This window comes from Cohnella sp. GCM10020058 (assembly GCF_042683485.1).
Taxonomy (GTDB): Bacteria; Bacillota; Bacilli; order Paenibacillales; family Paenibacillaceae; genus Cohnella.
This window is the reverse complement of sequence record NZ_JBHUJV010000003.1, coordinates 1-17,525: the sequence shown is the minus strand read 5'-3', so window position 1 is coordinate 17,525 and position 17,525 is coordinate 1. Positions and strand designations below refer to the sequence as shown.

Annotated in this window: 19 protein-coding genes; 17 read left to right on the top strand and 2 right to left on the bottom strand. The window is 50.7% G+C overall.

Annotated features, from left to right (window positions below):
• Positions 1-4 precede the first annotated feature (4 nt).
• The 16 genes from ACFSR7_RS05790 to ACFSR7_RS05715 are packed head-to-tail and all read left to right on the top strand — an operon-like array spanning position 5 to position 15,346.
• A complete protein-coding gene (locus tag ACFSR7_RS05790) occupies positions 5-451 on the top strand; it encodes a site-2 protease family protein (protein WP_378159602.1) in 447 nt (148 codons plus the stop codon).
• Entirely contained in the window at positions 448-1,821 is a 1,374-nt protein-coding gene (locus ACFSR7_RS05785) for a hypothetical protein (RefSeq protein WP_378159601.1), read from the top strand. Before ACFSR7_RS05790 ends, ACFSR7_RS05785 begins: the two co-directional genes overlap by 4 nt.
• Complete coding sequence (locus ACFSR7_RS05780) at positions 1,818-3,095, top strand: CpaE/TadZ family protein (RefSeq protein ID WP_378159600.1); 1,278 nt, start codon at positions 1,818-1,820, stop codon at positions 3,093-3,095. Before ACFSR7_RS05785 ends, ACFSR7_RS05780 begins: the two co-directional genes overlap by 4 nt.
• A complete protein-coding gene (locus tag ACFSR7_RS05775; RefSeq protein WP_378159599.1) occupies positions 3,092-3,736 on the top strand; it encodes an SAF domain-containing protein in 645 nt (214 codons plus the stop codon). The genes ACFSR7_RS05780 and ACFSR7_RS05775 overlap by 4 nt, the downstream gene beginning before the upstream one ends.
• 3 nt (positions 3,737-3,739) lie before the next feature.
• Positions 3,740-5,182, top strand: a complete 1,443-nt coding sequence (locus tag ACFSR7_RS05770; protein WP_378159598.1) for an ATPase, T2SS/T4P/T4SS family — start codon at positions 3,740-3,742, stop codon at positions 5,180-5,182.
• The gene (locus ACFSR7_RS05765) at positions 5,179-6,024 is read left to right on the top strand and encodes a type II secretion system F family protein (RefSeq protein WP_378159597.1); all 846 of its coding nucleotides are present in this window, start codon (positions 5,179-5,181) and stop codon (positions 6,022-6,024) included. The genes ACFSR7_RS05770 and ACFSR7_RS05765 overlap by 4 nt, the downstream gene beginning before the upstream one ends.
• Positions 6,025-6,038: 14 nt before the next feature.
• Entirely contained in the window at positions 6,039-6,923 is an 885-nt protein-coding gene (locus ACFSR7_RS05760) for a type II secretion system F family protein (protein WP_378159596.1), read from the top strand.
• 20 nt (positions 6,924-6,943) lie between these two features.
• A complete protein-coding gene (locus tag ACFSR7_RS05755) occupies positions 6,944-7,189 on the top strand; it encodes a hypothetical protein (RefSeq protein ID WP_378159595.1) in 246 nt (81 codons plus the stop codon).
• Positions 7,190-7,235: 46 nt separating this feature from the next.
• Positions 7,236-7,466 (top strand): hypothetical protein, encoded by a 231-nt coding sequence (locus ACFSR7_RS05750; protein ID WP_378159594.1) that lies wholly within the window; start codon positions 7,236-7,238, stop codon positions 7,464-7,466.
• Entirely contained in the window at positions 7,414-7,902 is a 489-nt protein-coding gene (locus ACFSR7_RS05745; RefSeq protein WP_378159593.1) for a hypothetical protein, read from the top strand. The genes ACFSR7_RS05750 and ACFSR7_RS05745 overlap by 53 nt, the downstream gene beginning before the upstream one ends.
• Position 7,903: 1 nt before the next feature.
• On the top strand, positions 7,904-8,278 hold the full coding sequence (locus ACFSR7_RS05740; RefSeq protein WP_378159592.1) for a hypothetical protein: 375 nt from the start codon (positions 7,904-7,906) through the stop codon (positions 8,276-8,278).
• Positions 8,275-9,228: a hypothetical protein gene (locus tag ACFSR7_RS05735; protein ID WP_378159591.1), complete on the top strand. Its 954-nt coding sequence runs from the start codon at positions 8,275-8,277 to the stop codon at positions 9,226-9,228. Before ACFSR7_RS05740 ends, ACFSR7_RS05735 begins: the two co-directional genes overlap by 4 nt.
• Positions 9,221-11,002, top strand: a complete 1,782-nt coding sequence (locus ACFSR7_RS05730; protein WP_378159590.1) for a peptidoglycan DD-metalloendopeptidase family protein — start codon at positions 9,221-9,223, stop codon at positions 11,000-11,002. The genes ACFSR7_RS05735 and ACFSR7_RS05730 overlap by 8 nt, the downstream gene beginning before the upstream one ends.
• Positions 10,999-11,535, top strand: coding sequence for a hypothetical protein (locus tag ACFSR7_RS05725; protein ID WP_378159589.1), 537 nt, complete (start codon positions 10,999-11,001; stop codon positions 11,533-11,535). The genes ACFSR7_RS05730 and ACFSR7_RS05725 overlap by 4 nt, the downstream gene beginning before the upstream one ends.
• Positions 11,528-14,527: a DNA translocase FtsK gene (locus tag ACFSR7_RS05720; RefSeq protein WP_378159588.1), complete on the top strand. Its 3,000-nt coding sequence runs from the start codon at positions 11,528-11,530 to the stop codon at positions 14,525-14,527. The genes ACFSR7_RS05725 and ACFSR7_RS05720 overlap by 8 nt, the downstream gene beginning before the upstream one ends.
• A gap of 15 nt (positions 14,528-14,542) precedes the next feature.
• Positions 14,543-15,346 (top strand): replication-relaxation family protein, encoded by an 804-nt coding sequence (locus ACFSR7_RS05715; RefSeq protein WP_378159587.1) that lies wholly within the window; start codon positions 14,543-14,545, stop codon positions 15,344-15,346.
• A 27-nt stretch (positions 15,347-15,373) separates the two neighbouring features.
• On the opposite strand, the gene ACFSR7_RS05710 is transcribed toward ACFSR7_RS05715, so the two are convergent.
• Both ACFSR7_RS05710 and ACFSR7_RS05705 read right to left on the bottom strand, forming a co-directional pair.
• Entirely contained in the window at positions 15,374-15,772 is a 399-nt protein-coding gene (locus tag ACFSR7_RS05710) for a hypothetical protein (RefSeq protein WP_378159586.1), read from the bottom strand.
• 175 nt (positions 15,773-15,947) lie between these two features.
• Positions 15,948-16,334, bottom strand: a complete 387-nt coding sequence (locus tag ACFSR7_RS05705) for a hypothetical protein (protein WP_378159585.1) — start codon at positions 16,332-16,334, stop codon at positions 15,948-15,950.
• A 223-nt stretch (positions 16,335-16,557) separates the two neighbouring features.
• Here ACFSR7_RS05705 and ACFSR7_RS05700 point away from each other — a divergent pair, with 223 nt between their 5' ends.
• Positions 16,558-16,875, top strand: coding sequence for a hypothetical protein (locus tag ACFSR7_RS05700; protein WP_378159584.1), 318 nt, complete (start codon positions 16,558-16,560; stop codon positions 16,873-16,875).
• The last annotated feature ends 650 nt before the right edge of the window (positions 16,876-17,525 follow it).

The window sequence follows — 17,525 nt, the reverse complement described above, 5'->3', positions numbered from 1 at the left end:
CCCAATGCTGGACCGATTAACCGATCCCGTAATCTGGCAGGTAGCAATTGGCGTCGCTTTATCTGTATTGGTCCATGAAGTGGGACATGCCTTCATTCAGCGCTGCTTTCGGTTGCCGGTCCACTTGATCGAATGGGGAAGAGGTCCGCGAATTGTAAAGCTGGGAGTATTTGAAATGAGGCTATTTCCCTTCGCAGGAGCTGTTATGCCAAACGGATCCGAACAAACGAAGAGTCGGATTGCCGGTGCGCTCATTGCAATAGGCGGTCTGCTGGCACAATGGATTGGCATGATTGCAATAGGCCGGCTCCGCTTGGTTGAGCTTCCCTGGCTCGAGACCATTTGTATAACGTATGGTTTTTGTTCGTTCATCTCGCTCCTGGTTCTCATTCCGAAAAAGGGGAGCGATGGTTACTATCTGCTTAAGTCGCTGAAAAGGGGATCGAAATGAAAGAAAAATCGATTGTTGTAATTGGATTATTGACGGGAAAACCTGCGATTGACGACTACCTGAAGAATGAAGTAGTAAGCGACAAGGTTTCAATCGATGTCAGATCGCTTAAAGATGGCGACGATTTTACAGACTGCGATTGCGTAGTAATTACCGAAATGAGAGCCACGGCACCTGGGCGAACCCGTGCTGCAGCAATGGTTGACAAAGCGCTTGCAGCAGCAGGTAAAGGAAAGCATGTTATTTGGCTGGTTTCCGGCGACGAAGACGTTCAAGCTCGTGTGGCCAGTGAACTTTCCGATCTGGAGTTTACAGATCTAACGAAAATCGAAAAAGCAGATACTACTCATGTCCTCGACGCCATTATTGAATTTAGCGAAGGGTTCTCAGCTCGGCCGCAAGCGAGTGCAGCGCCGAAAGCGAAAGCAGCAGGAGCATCTAAGCGCAGAAGCAAAACTGTAGGGAAGGCTGATCCGACTGCTCAGGATTCCAATGAAGAGCAACAAGAAATGGCTCCGAAAGAGGAGGCGCCTGTGCAGCCAGAAAAAGCAGAGCGCTCTACAAAGAACGAAAGGCGCCGTAAAACGGAGTTCCAGGAGGATCCACGTTATGTCGAGGAGCTCTTAGGGCTCCAAGATCCGCCAAGTCCACGTAGTAGGCGCAGCTCCCTATCTAGAAAGGAAGAGAAGGATGCAAATGAGCTGTCAACTCTAAAGGCCGAACCCAAAAGGCTCCCAGAGATTCTGGAGAACGTAATCGCAGTTTCAGGGTTCTCTGGTGCCGGCGTTTCATTTGTAGCCTGGAATCTTGCAGCTTGCCTACAAGATCCCTGCGTGCTTATGGAAGGAAGAACAACAGGTGCGCTCGCGGGTTGGATCGGCCGTATGCAAGAAGCCGAGTTTACAACCCGGGAAGAATTTTTATTCCATGACAAGCCTGGAACTTCACATAAACACTTCAGCGTAGTTCTGCATGCCGATTCGATAATCTCATCAGATGAAATTATTGAGCTCGAGAAGCAAGGCAAAACGATTGTGATTGATTGTGGCCCGGATTTTAACAGCGACGTATTTCGTCTTGCTAAGAAAAAGGTCTTTGTTGCTGCGCCAGATCCCTACTATTTGCGAATGCCGTTGCCAGATTATGAAGGAATCATCTGGGTCTTAAATCAATGGCCGCATGGATCATCATTCAATCCAGGATACATAGAGCAATCGTTCAACATACGTTTTGACCTCTTTGTAGATGCGCGTCCACGCCAGGTGATGATATCCAATTGGACAAGACGGCCATGGATATTTTCTGAGGACGAAGAAAAGGGAATGAACGCCTGGCGTAGCGTTTTTGAGCGAGAGGAGGTCTACCGTTGAAAGTTTTCGTCGTTATAGATACTGACGCTGGACGGCTACAGCAGAACATGAAGATTCTCGGCGACTACGGGAAAGTGTTTGATGCCCGAAGCATGCCGGAGATGATGCAGATTCGTGAAAGGGAAGGGCACATAGATGCCATCTTCTTTTCCACGAAGGTTCCAAATATAAAGGACACTATCCTTAAAATCAAAACCAGTCTGCGAAATGAGAATTCAAAGGCAGCTGTCTTCTTGGTTGGGGACATGAACCCTGACGTGTTGGCTGATCTTTTTGATGCCGGCGTTCAGGACATTACAAGTCATCCTATCAATCCAATAGAAGTTGGATTAAATCGTAAGCTGCCGTCGTTGTACGAAGACAGCGAGCAGCAGATTAAAGTCAACTTCAACGCAACCCAGCCGACCAGAGAGCGGATTATAATGGTCTGCTCGCCGAAAGGCGGCGAGGGGAAGACGACAACGGCCACGCAAATTGGCGCTGTCTTAGCCAAGCTCTCAAAGCAAGCGATATTGATCGACGCGGATTACGCCGGGAATGCCTACAGAAAACTGGGAATCAAAGCAATGACGCACTCGATCGTGGAGTTTGAACAAGACGATACACGGCATCTGGATCGTCAAAGCCTAGAGGATAAGCTGGTCGAGCATAAGGACAGTGGGTTAAAGGTTTTGCCCTCACCATGGAACGAGCATACAAATGTGCCGGCTACCATGGCTGAAAATGCATTATTAGCTTACAAGCGGTTTTACTCAAACATCGTAATTGATACGCACCAGGGCAAGACACCGACAATCGACCTTCTGCATGACTATGCTACGGATGTTGTATTCGTCTGCCGACCAGATGAGGACCAGCTGGAACGGACGATGGAAATGATCCTCTGGATTTATAGCTTGGTAGGAGAAAAGCTTATTGTGGTGGTCAATATGGTCGAAACTGCAGCAGAATTGCAGCCGATACGCGTTGCAATGAAAGAGTTCCAGATATCAGCGACTCTTGTTTCTCTCCCCTTGTCTGACAAGGATGTCCGTAAGCAAAACAAGATGCTGGCTGTCTTCCTCGATCCGAGAAAGTCAGAATATGCCAAGGCGATGCGTAGCTTCCTGAAAGAGGAGCTCGGCATCGGAGGAACTGTTGCTGCTTCGTCGCAGCCGGCTCCTGCTGTGGCCAGCAGTTCCGGGTCCGCAGCTGCTGCAGCAGCAGCAGAGGAAAAAAAGAGAGCACCTGGCTTACTTTCTAAGCTGGGATTTGGGAGGTCGTCTGAAAGTTGAAGAAATCTATGATCTGGGTTGGTGCCCTGGCTGCTGTTGGCCTGGCCATCGGACTCGTGATTTTTTACATTATCAATTCGTACCTGGATCTCGGGACAGTATATGTTGCGAAGGCTGAAATACCAGTTCAAACCGAAGTGAAGGTCGATCTATTTAAGAGCGAGAAGCAGCCGAAAAAGAATATTCCGGCAGATGCGATTACATCAGAAAAAGAGCTAGATGAGTTAAAGGGGAGAGTTACTCGAGGATTAATCGTAAAGGATCAGGTTTTGCAGAAGTCACAGGTCTCTGAGGCGCACAATTTGCGCGAGGTCGTGCAAAGCTTCTCACCTGCATACGTTGCGGTGACCGTTCCTATTGAACAAAATGACATCCCAATAACAGAAATTAGCCGTAACGATGTTATTTCCCTTATTGGCGTTCGCAAGGAGACGTCGGAGGAGGGCGGAGAACGAATTGTTAAGGAATATGTGGCTGAAAAGGTACTCGTCCTGGATGCGATCGTTGATAAATCCTCTTCTAGCGGCAAGGTCATGGTTTTGATGCCGCGGGTTGAAGCTCCGGGATTGAAAGAGTATATTGCAACCGGCAAGGTTTATATTGCGCTCGATCCGCGAAAGTTTGAGCTGAAAGGAGAATAAAGGATGGCCTGGAACGACAGAGAGTGGCAAAATCTCCGTACGTCAAACAAAGCTGATGCTAAAAGCATGGCGATGTTCGGGGGAATGCTGCAGGAGAGAGTACTGCGTGAGCTCGAAAGAGAGCGTACGATGTACGGTGAAATTGTAAACCGCGACGAAATGGCGATGCAGCGTCTGCTGCAGGAGCTGATCCGGGATATTAAGGAGATCCCCGCCAGCAGTCACCAGTCGGTTATTAAGCAGTATTTAGATGACTCCTTTCGGTTCGGTCCGATTGATCCACTTTGGCAGCGGAAAGGTGTCACCGATATTCAAATTTTCGTTCCGTTGAATTCAAGTGAGCCACAAGTCATCAGATACGTTGAAAACGGAAAAAGAAAGTATTTCCAAGAAGCTTCCTTTCGGGATTATGACCACGCCAGAGATTGGCTGAATCAACATTTGTCGAGGATCGGAATGAGATACGACCCGGCCAAAATTAAGCTTAACGGGATGCTACCCGGGGGTGAACGGATCCACGTAATCGGCGGACCTGTCGGGTACTCGATTTATCAGCCGCTGAGGGAGGAATATCGGTTCGTTCGTTGTTTAATTATTACCATTCGCCGCTTTGCCAAAGCATTCTCGTTGGAAGAGCTAACGAGCACGGCAATGGCGTCCACAACCAATAAAGTAAGCATCATTAATGTGCAGGATGATTTGGCCAAGTATAAGCGTCATACGGTATATACGCCGCATGCCGGTGGCATCGCCGATGCTGCTACAATGGATTATTTGCGAATCGCCGGAAGACTAGGCAAAAACCATTTGCTTAGTGGTGGGACAGGAAGTGGAAAAACCACAGTTCTAAATGCGCTCACAGTTATTATCGCCGATGGGGAACAGCTTTTGGTTATTGAAGAGGCTCCTGAAATGCGGCCGCAGTGCGAGATGCAGGTTATCCGTCTATATGAGCGAGAAGGGGTCTTTTCGCAGACGGATGCCTTAAAGGAAGCACTCAGAATGTTCCCAAGTCGGATTTACGTTTCTGAGCTTCGAGACCATATTTCTTATATATTTATGCAGGCAATTATGTCTGGGCACGATGGATCGGGCAGCACGATTCATGCATCGAGCTGCCAGGCAGCATTCGATAAGACAATCGAGCTTGCTTGCAGCCATCCATCTGCGCCCAGACGTGAGACCGTTAGCCGGATATTTGCTGAACGACTCGGCTTCATCATCCAGATGAATGCAGATTCAGGTGATCGTTCCATGCAAGAGGTTTGCGAGGTCAATAACGACGGGACGTTACATACGGTGTCCAAATATGTCAGCGGCGTCACGCCTCGTGGAAGAAAGGAAGGCTATTTTGAGTTTTACGGGCCGGGAGAAGCCTTTCTTAACGAAATGCTTGCAGCAGGAATCGAAATTCCGCTCTCCTGGAAGTGGGTGAAATCAGCATGATGTTCCTTTTGATTGCATTATGCGCCGTCTTCAGTGTACTTCTGTGGCTGGCCATGAAGGCCATCCGGAAAGAAAAGGTCGCCGACGTCTTGAAGCTGGTAACCCCGCAGATAGGTGAAGAGGTACATCGTCAAGGATTTAGAAAGTTAATCAATTTCGACAACCCTAAAGAGCGAAACTGGACAATCATTGTTGGCTGCGCTCTTGCAGGTGGAATCACGGCTCTGATCATCGGAGGAAATACATTGCTGATGGCAGCTGCGGGCGGACTAATTCCATACGCTGTCATTAAGCAGTCGCAGTACGTCTATGAGAGACGCTATCGTGCGGATGGCCAGGCAGCCATTCAATTTTTACACGGCATTGTGGCAGCTGGAGGCTCGCTCGAAGAATGGATGCTTGAAGTCCAGCCGCGGTTGAATGGACCGCTGAAGGCCCAGTTTCAGCACGGATATGAGAACTACTTGCGCGGGGTTCCCATAACTAAGTTTCTTGAATCGCTCATTCGGAATTGTCCAGATAGTGGTTTAAGCCTGATCTTTACAGGAATCCTTCGTGAGCAACGGGGCGCCGGCGATCTTATGGTGTTCGTAAACGGGGCATTGAATGATATGCAGAACCAAGATCGATACATTCGAGTGATGGCGCAAGTTCGCAAAAGTGGATCGCAGATGCTGCTCTATGTTTTTTCTTTCCCCATTATCTTTTACGCACTCTTCAACGATTCTGTCGACACGACACTAGATAAGAACCCAGTAGGGAACATGATTCTGCTTATTGGGATTGCAGGCTACCTGTTTCTCGGCTGGTGGGGATTGCGGATCTCAAGAGCCAAAATCTAAGAAAGGAGGGTGCCATGGATCTTTCACTTGTGCTTATATGCGGATTATTCGTTCTGTTCGTATTCATCCTCTCGTATCCGCTCTTGGTCAAAAATACGGAGATATCGGACCGGTTCTACATGTTGCGTGAATCGTACCGGAAAATAGCGGTAGACGGCAAAAACAAGCAATGGATGTTCGCGGTACAGCGGCTGACGCCCTACATGCACAAAAAATTGCTTGGACAACTAGACCGGCTCTTGCGTTTATCCGGCCGAAGCTCCGGTAGATCTGCCGAAGAAATGTTGTTGATTTATGTACTTACGGTTGTTCCTTTAATGGTGCTGGCTACGCAGCTGGAGAACGCAAAGATTCAGGCCATGATCGTAGCGCTCTTCTATCCAGCGCTCCATATTCGGAGGCTTATCACTCGCAAGAATCGGCGACAATTGGAGGCCGAGGAAGCGACACGTTTCATGAAACGTCAGCTGGTATTGATTCTTCAACAAAACATCCCTGTTGTCGAGGCACTACATATGATGGCGGACGACCATCCGGGTGAATTTGGGGTAACCTTCCGGAAGTATTTGCAGCAGATCGACGACGGTCGCTCTTTACGTGAAGCAATGAAAGATTTCCGCGAAGAGTACGAGACGCGATCACTGGATGATCTGTGCCTAGCAATCGAACTAGCGGATCAGAAGTCTCCAGAGATGCTTGCAGAGCAGCTGTACCTCCAAACCCAGGATGAAAATGCCCGGGTGGACGAGTTTATCGATAAAAAGAAGGAGTCCTCAAAAGGGATGATGCTCCTCGTCGTCGGGATCTCGTTTGTCTGGACGTTGGGGCTGATCATTTACTTCGCCTGGTATGGCTTTATCGACTATTTCAGAGGCGGCGGCGGATTCTTAAACTTTTAACCAACTAGGAGGCAATGAAGATGGCAAAAGAAGAAACGAAAGTAATCAATGGTGGACGTATCGCGCTAGCAATCGTTATGATCCTGTTCGGCGTGTTTTGCGTCGTGGTCCTTACAAAGGGATTTACAATTTGGTTTCTGCTACTGGCACTTGCCGGTGTTGGCGGTGGTATTTTTAATCTGGTGCGTGCACTCGGAAAGCGGCAAAGACCGGCAGGAAAGACCAGGGCTGGCAAAGGCAGCTCTAGTGACGATTTCAGCCTTTAATGGTTAAGCGAAGTAAATCAAATTGAAATTCGGAAGGAGACTTACAATGATTAAAATTAGAAAGAACATTCAAATGTTGGCTCAATGGGTTAGCAAAAAAACGGGCATTCATCGCGAAAGTCTAAACATGGACGTGCTCATGCAGTTTGGATTCTTGGCTCTTTGCTTGTGGGTTATCGTTGAGAATTCTCCCGAGGCGGATGCCGCCTTCACGATGGTCCTTAATGCCGGCCGTGACGCCGTTGTCGGAGTTTTCCGTGACGTCGGCAATCTGTAAGATAAAGCGTCTCCTTGGCAAGCGTTATCCGGGCATTATTAGCTCGGATATCGCATTATCGCCGCTGGCCATGATGGGGATGGCTGTAGCCCTTACCTTGCTCCTCATGGCTATCAAAGTGGGCCTTAGCTATCTGTTCTTCAGTGAGGTTACCATGAAGGGAGCTCGGTATGGCTCAATCCATCCGGACATCCCACAGGTGCAGGCTTCCATTTATAACGGCGTTACAAAAGTGCTGCCGGCTACCAAAGAAGGCGTGACCCTTTTTCAATCGTCTGACATCGAAATAAATCCGGCGGATGGTGACTTCGTAACGGTAAAGGCAAAATACACCGTTATGCTCCCTGGTCTTGATCTATATCAGGGCCTTGGTGGGAATGGGAACACTTGGATTGTCCCGATTAGAGCTCAATTTTCATTTTACCGGGAGTATTAGAATGATCCTCTCCTTCGCATTCTTGGCGTGCATCTGCCTATGCGGAATCTATGATTTGAGAGACCGGCAGATTCCCTTATGGACCATGGTGCTGGCCGGTATTACGGGATTCGGGATGTGGCACGCACATCCCGTTTTTTCCGTTCTTAGCGGCGTTACCTTTCTAATTTTTTGTATGTTCTACAAGATGGGGACCGCAGATCGTATTCTTTTTCCGATCGCTGCAGCTGCTCTTGGCGCTTATGGTGTCCTTTTTGCTGCGATAGCACTTTCCGTATCAATCTGGCATAGCCGCGCAGTGGCGAGCCCAGCGCCTGCAGTTACCTATCTGGCGGTTGTAAGCGCATTGGTATTGATCATAGGAGGTATTTTATGACCGGCGTATATATTGGTTTCAATGCGTATCGGACCCACAACCATGAAATTAAAGCAATTCCAGCCCTGGTCGGAGCAGTGCCCGAGGAAATCCAGGAGGACGACTTGATTTATCGGATAGATCATGAGGGACAGAAACACGAGTTTTGCGCTGGAAAAACGGCAGTAGACGTGGCAGATCGGACAAGTCCGATAGAGGGCGATGATAACTGGATTCAGCTGCTTTCCGCTGTATTAGCGGATATAGAAGATGACATCAACGAGCTAGCGGTCGCCTTATCCATTTTAAACTGGGATGACCATGAACAACTCAAATCAAGGTTGAGCAATCCATGGACCGTAGACCCTTACCAATCGGAACCGTTCATACTGGCACCTAAGCGTTTAGAGATCTATCCGGCAATTACAGCCGCGTTATACGACCTGCATTTAAAACTGGCTGGAGGGCAGCTACAAGCACAACGCGAGGAGCTTCTGGAGGATAGGACGGTGCTGCTCCTTCTAGTGAGCAGCCGGCACACGGAATGGATTCTTGCGAAAGGACTTAAGCCCATTAAAGGCGGTGTCCTTTACAGCGGAATTTCTACCGTTCAATTGGAGGTTCGAGATTTCTTCTACTCCCGAACGGGTTCCTCTTTATTACCTGCGGACGCAGAAGCAGCACTGCATACGTCTGATGTTGAGATCGATGAAAAGTTTGTATCCGTGGAAAACTACATAAATGTTGGCCGAAAAAAACTCGCAGAAGCACTCAACCGTGATATCGAGAAATTACAATGGCAAGAATCTCCTGACAACATCTTTCTCGCAGGCGAGGGACTGGCGTATGTTGAAGCTTCGGCTTTGGAGAAGTGGCAGAACGATGGCATTGAAATCGTACAAAATCCAGATATGGCCGTGCTAAGAGGACTCGAATTATTACTGAAGCTCACGGAGCCATCAGATGAGTAAAGGCGTTTCCGACCAAATAGCAGGGAAGGTCGTAAGGCGCGTTCTCTCCGGCATACTTGGAAGCCTGCTGGGTGGAAAGCTTGGCATTATCGTCATTTTTGGATTCATGTTCATGTTTGTTGCTTTAACCGTAGTTGTGACTACGGAGAAAATACTGAGCTATATTCCCAATATTCATCTTCCTTGCATTGTAAAATGCAAAGACAACAACCCGGCCGGCATATCAAAGATCGGAAAGAATGAGATTCCAAAGCAATATATGGATTACTATCAGAGCGCTGCTGCTCAATTTAATGTTCCGTGGAATCTACTGGCTGCCATGCATCGAGTTGAGACGGTATTTTCAACGATGGACCCGATGGTCAGTCCTGTTGGGGCAGTTGGGCACATGCAGTTTATGCCGAAAACCTGGATTGGATGGTCGTATCCTGGAGGTTCAAAACTAGGGGATGCAGATATACCAGACGACATACTCACGGATCCGAGCGAAATCCAAAAATACGGCGGTTACGGAATGGATGCAGACGGCGACGGGCGCGCAGATCCGTTTGATATTGCAGATGCGATATACACAGCCGCGAAGTACCTGCAAAGCAATGGCGGCACTCCATTTAACCCAGAAAAAGCCTTATATGCATACAATCATGACCAAAAATATGTGGCAAATGTTATGGACTTCGCAAATCGGTATGCAGACGGCTTCACGGCGATCGAGGGTAGTGAAGGCACGGCCTTACCTTACACGGATATTTCTAGGTCGTGGATGTCGACAATCGAATGGACAGATCCTCGCACTGGTGAAAAAAAGATCGGCTTGGATGCTGAACTTCAAGCCCAAGCTGCAGAAAGGGATATCCGTATTCCTAATGGCCTGGTGGTCGTGTTGGCAGAGAAAAATGGGCGAGCAAAAAAAGAAGAGCATGCGAAAGAGTATGCCGAGCTATTGCAACCAAGGAAATTAAAAGTAATTGCAGTAAAAAAGTCGCTCACGACAACAAAGACTGACAACGCCGGGGCAGTTACTGAAAAGACAGAGAGCGGAGAGACACTGCTTTTTATCTCTGAGATAACGACCTACCGAGGCAAAAACACCTTTAAAGTGGGATATGACGAGCAATCGAATTCGACGACGGATTCAGAGACAGGATCAACTGTAACTTCGACATCGAGGGTGCCGGTCCTCGCCGGAACGACATTGGAGAAAAGTGACGAGCTCCTGGATGCAGCTCTGAAAGCTGCGCATGTACGGAGCAAAAAGAGCAAGCTTGAAGTACTCACAATGGCCAGGCTGTTCGATCCCAATTTTTATGATGAGCGATTGATGGATACGGAAGATCTCATTATCTTTCAAAACTCGGAAGGTCAGTTGCAGTGGCCAGCACCAGGGTATTTTACGCTTTCCTCGCCGTTTGGAAGCCGGACAGACCCGGTAACAGGTAAGACCGGAGCATTCCACGCCGGTATGGACATACCTGTACCGGTCGGCAATCCAGTCGTGGCTGCGGAAGACGGGGATGTGGAAATTGCATCGAGCAGCAAGCAGGCCGGTAACAATATCAGAATCAATCACGGAAATGGAATACTTACGAGATACCTGCATTTAAGCAAAATGTACGTAAAGGCCGGGGACCGAGTCAAAAGAGGACAGGTCATTGGTGAGAGTGGAAATACAGGAAAATCGACAGGCCCCCATTTGCATGTTGAGGTCATTATCAACGGCGAAAACGTTGATCCTTATCCCTATTTTAGTAAAAAGAGCGGAGGAACCCCATGAGGACCAAAGCCTATTCTACTCGGCTTCGATTCGAGGACGATCTGGACGAGGAAATTATTTTACTGCTGGACGGAATTGATGCGAACGGGGACGATCCTGGCGAGTGGCTGCGCGAAGCTGCCAGAATGAGAATTCAACCTGAAGAAGACATTGTCGAGCGCGAAGCACAGTCCGCAGCTGCTCCATTCAGCTATAAAACGGGAGAAGATCCCATTGATCTAATCGTCCAGCGCGTTCTAGATTCTTTTACGGACGACGAGAAAAGCACTTATGTCCGTGAAGCTATACAGATGAGAGTAGCCATAGAATCTCATGCTCCATCTTTCTTTGTTGGACGTCTCCAGGAACAAATGCGGATGAGTAATCGAGGAGAAGTACCTGATGACCAGTCGCTTCCAGGATTAAACGGCGACTCTTACCAACAGTTTGAGTACGAATCCGATCCCGAGCCCGAGCCATATGACGATGGATTTAACTTGTATCGAGAGGCGTTGCCTGGTCTTCTGAGACTGGAGGCGGTTGAGCGTGCTTGAGTGGCTTGTCGTTGGCGGTGGAGGCTCACTTTTCGCAGGTGTTCAGTATTATGAAATGAGACGTCGTAAATCGTATCGCGAATCCTATCGATACATACGCATTTTACCGCATGAAAATAATGAACAAACGGTGGATCAAATTAAACGCTGGATGCAAGTAATTAGCGAGTATCGGCGCACCTTCCAGGAGAGACAGCGGAAAGGGAGAGAATGGTTCCGGTTACTCTTCTATAAGAACCGAGACGGAGAGATTGCGATCTATTTTGGTTTTCCGGAAGATCGGGTTACCGGTCTAAAAAACCTGATCACCAATACGTATCCATTTGCTGAAATACACGATATCCCGCACGACGAGCTGCCTCTGGGGCAATCTGCTGAATCTCCTAACCCAAGGCAACGGAAGAAAGAGACTGAATGCGGCTATTTTGAGCTGCAGCTGAAGGGAGATCAAGAAGGGCTTGCTTTAAATAACTTTACCGGCGATCACTCGCTGGAAGAAGTCCTTTTATCTCTGCATGCGCTTGAATCTGAATCTTGGCTCGACATCGTGTTCTCTCCGGAGTCTAACCAGAAAATAAAGCGAATTGTTGAGCGGACCTCCAAAGCAATGCACGAGAAGAAGAAGCGCGAAATTAACGGACCCGTTCGCTCGACTGTTTCGGATCAATTTAAAGATGAACTTAGGCAATCGCTTTCCCTTAATCCGACAAAGGCACAGAAATCAAGACAAACGGTACGACATACAGACCGCAAAGTAACTCAATCTGATTTTGGCCAAGACGAACGTGCGCAGCTGCAGAGCTTACAGAAACGATTTACTGGTCGAGAAGCTGCATTTACAGTTTCGATTCGGCTAATGGTTGTCGGACAATACGCCCAGGCACTTGCACAAACGACGGCTGCACAGATCCGTACGCACTATCAGCATGATAATGGCCTGCGTTTTGTAAAAGCGCCATCGATGCGGTCAAAAATTGAGGATAAAGTGCCGTATCGTCCTTCTCACACTTTTTTTATGACCGGGGACGAGCTCGCGCTATTGGTTCGACTTCCGGAATCCAAGCATCGAGTTATGTCAAAGGTGCCTCATCTTAAGCAAGGCCAGCGTTCTCTAGATCCGGACGAACTAACAGAAGGAATTTCGGTGGGCAAGCTAATCCATCCTGTACAGAAGGGTAGACAGGTACGTATTGATCATCGGCAAATGAATAAGATGTTCTTGCTCACGGGAAAAACCGGATCCGGGAAGTCATCTGAGCTCCTCGAAATTTTTGAATCGTTGATTGAGGACTGGATCGAGAATCCTAAGTCAGCTCCGGGTTTCACACTTTCGGACCCGGCACGAGACACCGTAGCGACCATTCTTAATCGGCTCAGGCAAAAGGAAGTTGAGGGGAAGAAGGTCGATTGGAATCGCGTTCATTATTTCCATGCTGCCGATACAGAGTTTTCTATTCCGCTGAATCTACTGTATTCAGGTCATGGAGAAATGCCCGACGATATCGTGCAGGCAGCTATGGATATGCTGACCAGCCTGTATAGCAGCTTCGCGCCACAAATGGAGCGCGTGTTGCGAAATGCCTTAACGACATTGGTTTTGGATAAGTCTCAGAAACATACGATACTGGGTATTCTCCCGTTGCTTAGGGATAAGCGTTTTAGGGCGCGCGTGTTGGCCCATGTACACGAGCCCACAACCATGGAGTTTTGGAAGCATGAGTTTCCGCCACTAGAAGCCCAGCTGGATAAAGTGATTAGCCCAATACTTAACCGGCTGTCACCATTCAACACAAATAAAATTATGCAGCGGATGTTCGGCCAGCCGAACTGGAATTTAGAAATACGGAAATGGATGGATGAAGGGCATATTGTCCTCTTTAACTGGCGTGGGGTTAACAACCAAATTCTGGCGCTAGCGGGTGATAAGATCACGAAGCAGTACCATGCTGAGTTTCAATCCAGGACGACTGGTGCAAAAACGCATTATTGTATCTGGGACGAGGCTCACAGAACCACGTTCTCGATTATTGAAAAGATGATTGCAGAAGATCGTAAATTCGGAGCATCATGCGGATTTTCAACACAATTTCCAGAGCAACTACCACCCGGACTGCTTAAATCATTTAAAGAAATTGCCGGAAACGTGATGACCACGACGCTAGGCAAGGACAGCGCGGCCATTATTCAAGGAGCAACGGCTGGAAAGTTCTCGTCACAGTTTCTTCAGGATCTTCCTGAACGTGTAGTGGCCATTTATACAGGAGTTGAACGGAATGGGACTACCGAGCAGACAACATTTACCGTGACCTGTCCGCCGCCTTTCCTGTATCATCCGGATGGATCCGGACGATGGGCAAACCATAAGGATGAAAGAGAGATGGATTCTGCCATCCAATGGGGATTGGAAAAAGGACGAGAGCTGTTTTCAAGGGACGCGACACCCGTTCGCTTGGCGGATGAGATTATTAACGAATATTTAAGACCTGGATCCGCGATTCGGACCCAAACAGCGATGGAAGGGGACGAGAGCGGATCGGGGGCCTCTAAAAAATTGACGAAGGTTGCTGCAGGTCCGGCCCAGGCATCGGCAACTAAAGGCTTAGAGAAAGTTCCTGGCAAACCTGCTAGGCGGCCTGCGCCCTCGTTGCGAGACGACGATGAAAATGAGGAAGAAGAGACCATCTCGCTTGTGCCGTCCCTACAAGAAGAGGAGGATCCGGCAGATGTCGAGCTGCCGGGGATTGAAGAATCGCCGTGGGATGACTTAATAGATCGTGCGGAGCAAATCGTAAGAGAAAGCCAACAAGCGTCCGTATCCTTGCTTCAAAGAAAAATGAGAATCGGGCACACACAAGCGGAGCGATTGCTTGACGGTTTATATGCTATGGGGATTGTCGGTCCAGCCAATGAAACTCCCAGACGAGTACTGGCTGGAAAAACATCTGCTGATGAGGATCCCTTGCCGTTTACATCCGGTGGACGGTGGGACTAGGGAGGTTAGGTTGTTATGTTGAATGATTGGATGCAAAACGAATCTCTTGACCGGATAAGTCAGGTGCTCAACGTTATATATGATCTGCGCATGGTTACTAAGAGTCAATTGATGGCGATTACAGGCCTCCATGAGCATAATTTGAATGATTTAATCAAGAGGATTCGGAAACTTCCATCGGACGAGCCGACAGACTGGCTCACAACCGCTCAGATTCGACTTAATCGAAAAATAAATGTTGTGTACGCCCTGGGAAAACGAGCGATCCAGCATGTACAACTGCAACGTAAACAAGAGGTGCGTCTTAGGGAAGCACCAGGTGCACAAATGTTCCACTTTGTCGGGATTAATAGCATTCTTACAAGAGCTATCGGTGTCTTCGGTCGCAATTCAGTCGCTTGGTATACGGAAGGTGAACAGGCAGATATCCTATATCTGATGCTCAAGGAAATCGAGCATGCGGAGCCCGATCGGCGATCGATCATTCGGCCAGATGCTCGTTTGCGCATCGAGAATAAAGACTGGTTCATTGAATTTGATAATGCGACGGAAGGGCCGCGGCAGCTTGAGATAAAATTTCATCGATACGTCGAGTTGTACCGGCGGCTAGGCAACATGCGAAATACCCCTATACTATGGGTCACAACGACAGCCAAACGAAGGGACTATCTTCAGAAGAATTGGGAAGCGACTTTGAACGTTTCGTATGAACATCAAAAAGATCTTCCGTCGAGCTTATTCATGGTAGAAGGCGAGGACACTGAGTACATACGAAAAGTGTTTGAACCGTCTCGTTCCATACCAACACTTCACGAATAACTGGCCAGTGGCCAGTTATTTTTTTTGTTATCCGCGGCCGACTGCCGGCGCCATCTCCCCGCGCGCGGCCGGCGCCTGGTTGCCGAGCGGCGCCGTCCGCGACGTCGTCAGAACCTGGTTGCCGATCGCTGCAGATCCGGCCACGCGGCCGGCTGCCGCCGGCGCCTTCAGCTGCAGCAGCAGCTCGAGCCCGCGCTGGCCGCGACGTCGTCGGCGCCTGGTTGCCGATCGCCGCGATCCGGCTACCGGCGCCTTCAGCTGCAGCAGCTGCTCGAGCGCCGCGCTGGCCGCGACGTCGTCGGCGCCTGGTTGCCGATCGCCGCGATCCGGCTGCCGCCGGCGCCTTGAGCTGCAGCTCCTCGAGCACAGCGCCGGCCGCGACGTCACCAGCGACTGGTTACCGATCGCTGCAGATCCGGCTGCCACGGCCGTCCGCCGGCGCCTTCAGCTGCAGCAACTGCTCGAGCGCCGCGCCGTCCGCGACGTCGCAGGCACCTGGTTGCCGATCGCTGCAGATCCGGCTGCCGCGGCCGGCTGCCGCCGGCGCCTTCGGCTGCAGCTCCTCGAGCACAGCGCCGGCCGCGACGTCGCCAGCGACTGGTTACCGATCGCTGCAGATCCGGATGACGCGGCCGGCTGCCGCCGGCGCCTTCAGCTGCAGCAGCTCGAGCGCCGCGCCGGCCGCGACGTCGCTGGCACCTTGTTGCCGATCGCTGCAGATCCGGCTGCCGCGGCCGGCTGCCGCCGGCACCTTCAGCTGCAGCTGCTCGAGCGGCGCGCCGGCCGCGACGTCGCTGGCACCTTGTTGCCGATCGCTGCAGATCCGGCTGCCGCGGCCGGCTGCCGTCGGCGCCTTCAGCTGCAGCAGCTGCTCGAGCGGCGCGCCGGCCGCGACGTCGCTGGCACCTTGTTGCCGATCGCTGCAGATCCGGCTGACGCGGCCGGCTGCCGTCGGCGCCTTCAGCTGCAGCAGCTGCTCGAGCGCCACGCCGGCCGCGACGTCGCTGGCACCTGGTTACCGATCGCTGCAGATCCGGATGACGCGGCCGCTGCCGTCGGCGCCTTCAGCTGCAGCGGCTTCTCGAGCGCCGCGCCGGCCGCGACGTCGCTGGCACCCGGTTGCCGATCGCTGCAGATCCGGCTGCCGCCGGCGCCTTCAGCTGCAGCAACTGCTCGAGCGCCGCGCCGGCCTTGCCGTCGCTGGCACCTGGTTGCCGATCGCTGCAGATCCGGCTGACGCGGCCGGCTGCCGCCGGCGCCTTCAGCTGCAGCAGCTGCTCGAGCGCCGCGCCGGCCGCGACGTCGCTGGCACCTGGTTGCCGATCGCTGCAGATCCGGCTGCCGCCGGCGCCTTCAGCTGCAGCAACTGCTCGAGCGCCGCGCCGGCCTTGCCGTCGCTGGCACCTGGTTGCCGATCGCTGCAGATCCGGCTGACGCGGCCGGCTGCCGCCGGCGCCTGGTTTCTGATCGCTGCAGATCCGGATGCCACGGCCGTTCGCCAGCGCTTTCTTCAGCTGCAGCTCGAGTAAAGACGATGGAATGCGCTCAGGCAGAGACGCGGATCATAATTCTGATGAGGCGTTAGCGTTAGCCAAGGGGACATCCAGATCTGCAGACGATTGCTGGCAAGGTTCGCGAACGAAGTCGCTACCGCGTGGCGCACGAGGACCAGTTGCTCGGATTGCCAAGCACCATCTATGTCGCGGATGCGTGCAAAGGCTCGAGAGTCTGTCGCAAATGAGAGCGTTTGGAGCCGGCCCGGAGTGGTTGGAAGTGCCAGCGGTCGATTCCACGCGGAACTCGAGAAGCACATACCACATGAGTGCTGACGCACATCCTGGCACATCTTGAGCTGACTGTAATCAATGTCGTGACTAACTTTTTTCTAGTTTCTTATTTCCACCATATCAAGTACCAAAATATATACTAAAATAACTACTAAACTACACACCATTAACAACCTGAAATAACTAACTAAATAAAGCCTTACGGCAAAGACTTGGTATTTTATATATCCCCTTTTATATCGTCCCTCCGCGGCCGTCCTATTCCGGACCGTAGCAATCACTCCACAGACAAGGTACAAAAAAATATAGCTCTGCCCACCGCCCGACCGTCGCCGGCTCTGCCCACCGCCCGACCGTCGCCGGCTCTGCCCACCGCCCGACCGTCGCCGGCT

What these genes read in the sequence shown, in the direction of transcription:
- ACFSR7_RS05790 (WP_378159602.1), top strand. Translation starts at nt 5, where the DNA reads ATGCTGGACCGATTAACCGATCCCGTAATCTGGCAGGTAGCAATTGGC.
- ACFSR7_RS05785 (WP_378159601.1), top strand. Translation starts at nt 448, where the DNA reads ATGAAAGAAAAATCGATTGTTGTAATTGGATTATTGACGGGAAAACCT.
- ACFSR7_RS05770 (WP_378159598.1), top strand. Translation starts at nt 3,740, where the DNA reads ATGGCCTGGAACGACAGAGAGTGGCAAAATCTCCGTACGTCAAACAAA.
- ACFSR7_RS05765 (WP_378159597.1), top strand. Translation starts at nt 5,179, where the DNA reads ATGATGTTCCTTTTGATTGCATTATGCGCCGTCTTCAGTGTACTTCTG.
- ACFSR7_RS05760 (WP_378159596.1), top strand. Translation starts at nt 6,039, where the DNA reads ATGGATCTTTCACTTGTGCTTATATGCGGATTATTCGTTCTGTTCGTA.
- ACFSR7_RS05755 (WP_378159595.1), top strand. Translation starts at nt 6,944, where the DNA reads ATGGCAAAAGAAGAAACGAAAGTAATCAATGGTGGACGTATCGCGCTA.
- ACFSR7_RS05750 (WP_378159594.1), top strand. Translation starts at nt 7,236, where the DNA reads ATGATTAAAATTAGAAAGAACATTCAAATGTTGGCTCAATGGGTTAGC.
- ACFSR7_RS05745 (WP_378159593.1), top strand. Translation starts at nt 7,414, where the DNA reads ATGCCGGCCGTGACGCCGTTGTCGGAGTTTTCCGTGACGTCGGCAATC.
- ACFSR7_RS05740 (WP_378159592.1), top strand. Translation starts at nt 7,904, where the DNA reads ATGATCCTCTCCTTCGCATTCTTGGCGTGCATCTGCCTATGCGGAATC.
- ACFSR7_RS05735 (WP_378159591.1), top strand. Translation starts at nt 8,275, where the DNA reads ATGACCGGCGTATATATTGGTTTCAATGCGTATCGGACCCACAACCAT.
- ACFSR7_RS05730 (WP_378159590.1), top strand. Translation starts at nt 9,221, where the DNA reads ATGAGTAAAGGCGTTTCCGACCAAATAGCAGGGAAGGTCGTAAGGCGC.
- ACFSR7_RS05725 (WP_378159589.1), top strand. Translation starts at nt 10,999, where the DNA reads ATGAGGACCAAAGCCTATTCTACTCGGCTTCGATTCGAGGACGATCTG.
- ACFSR7_RS05715 (WP_378159587.1), top strand. Translation starts at nt 14,543, where the DNA reads ATGTTGAATGATTGGATGCAAAACGAATCTCTTGACCGGATAAGTCAG.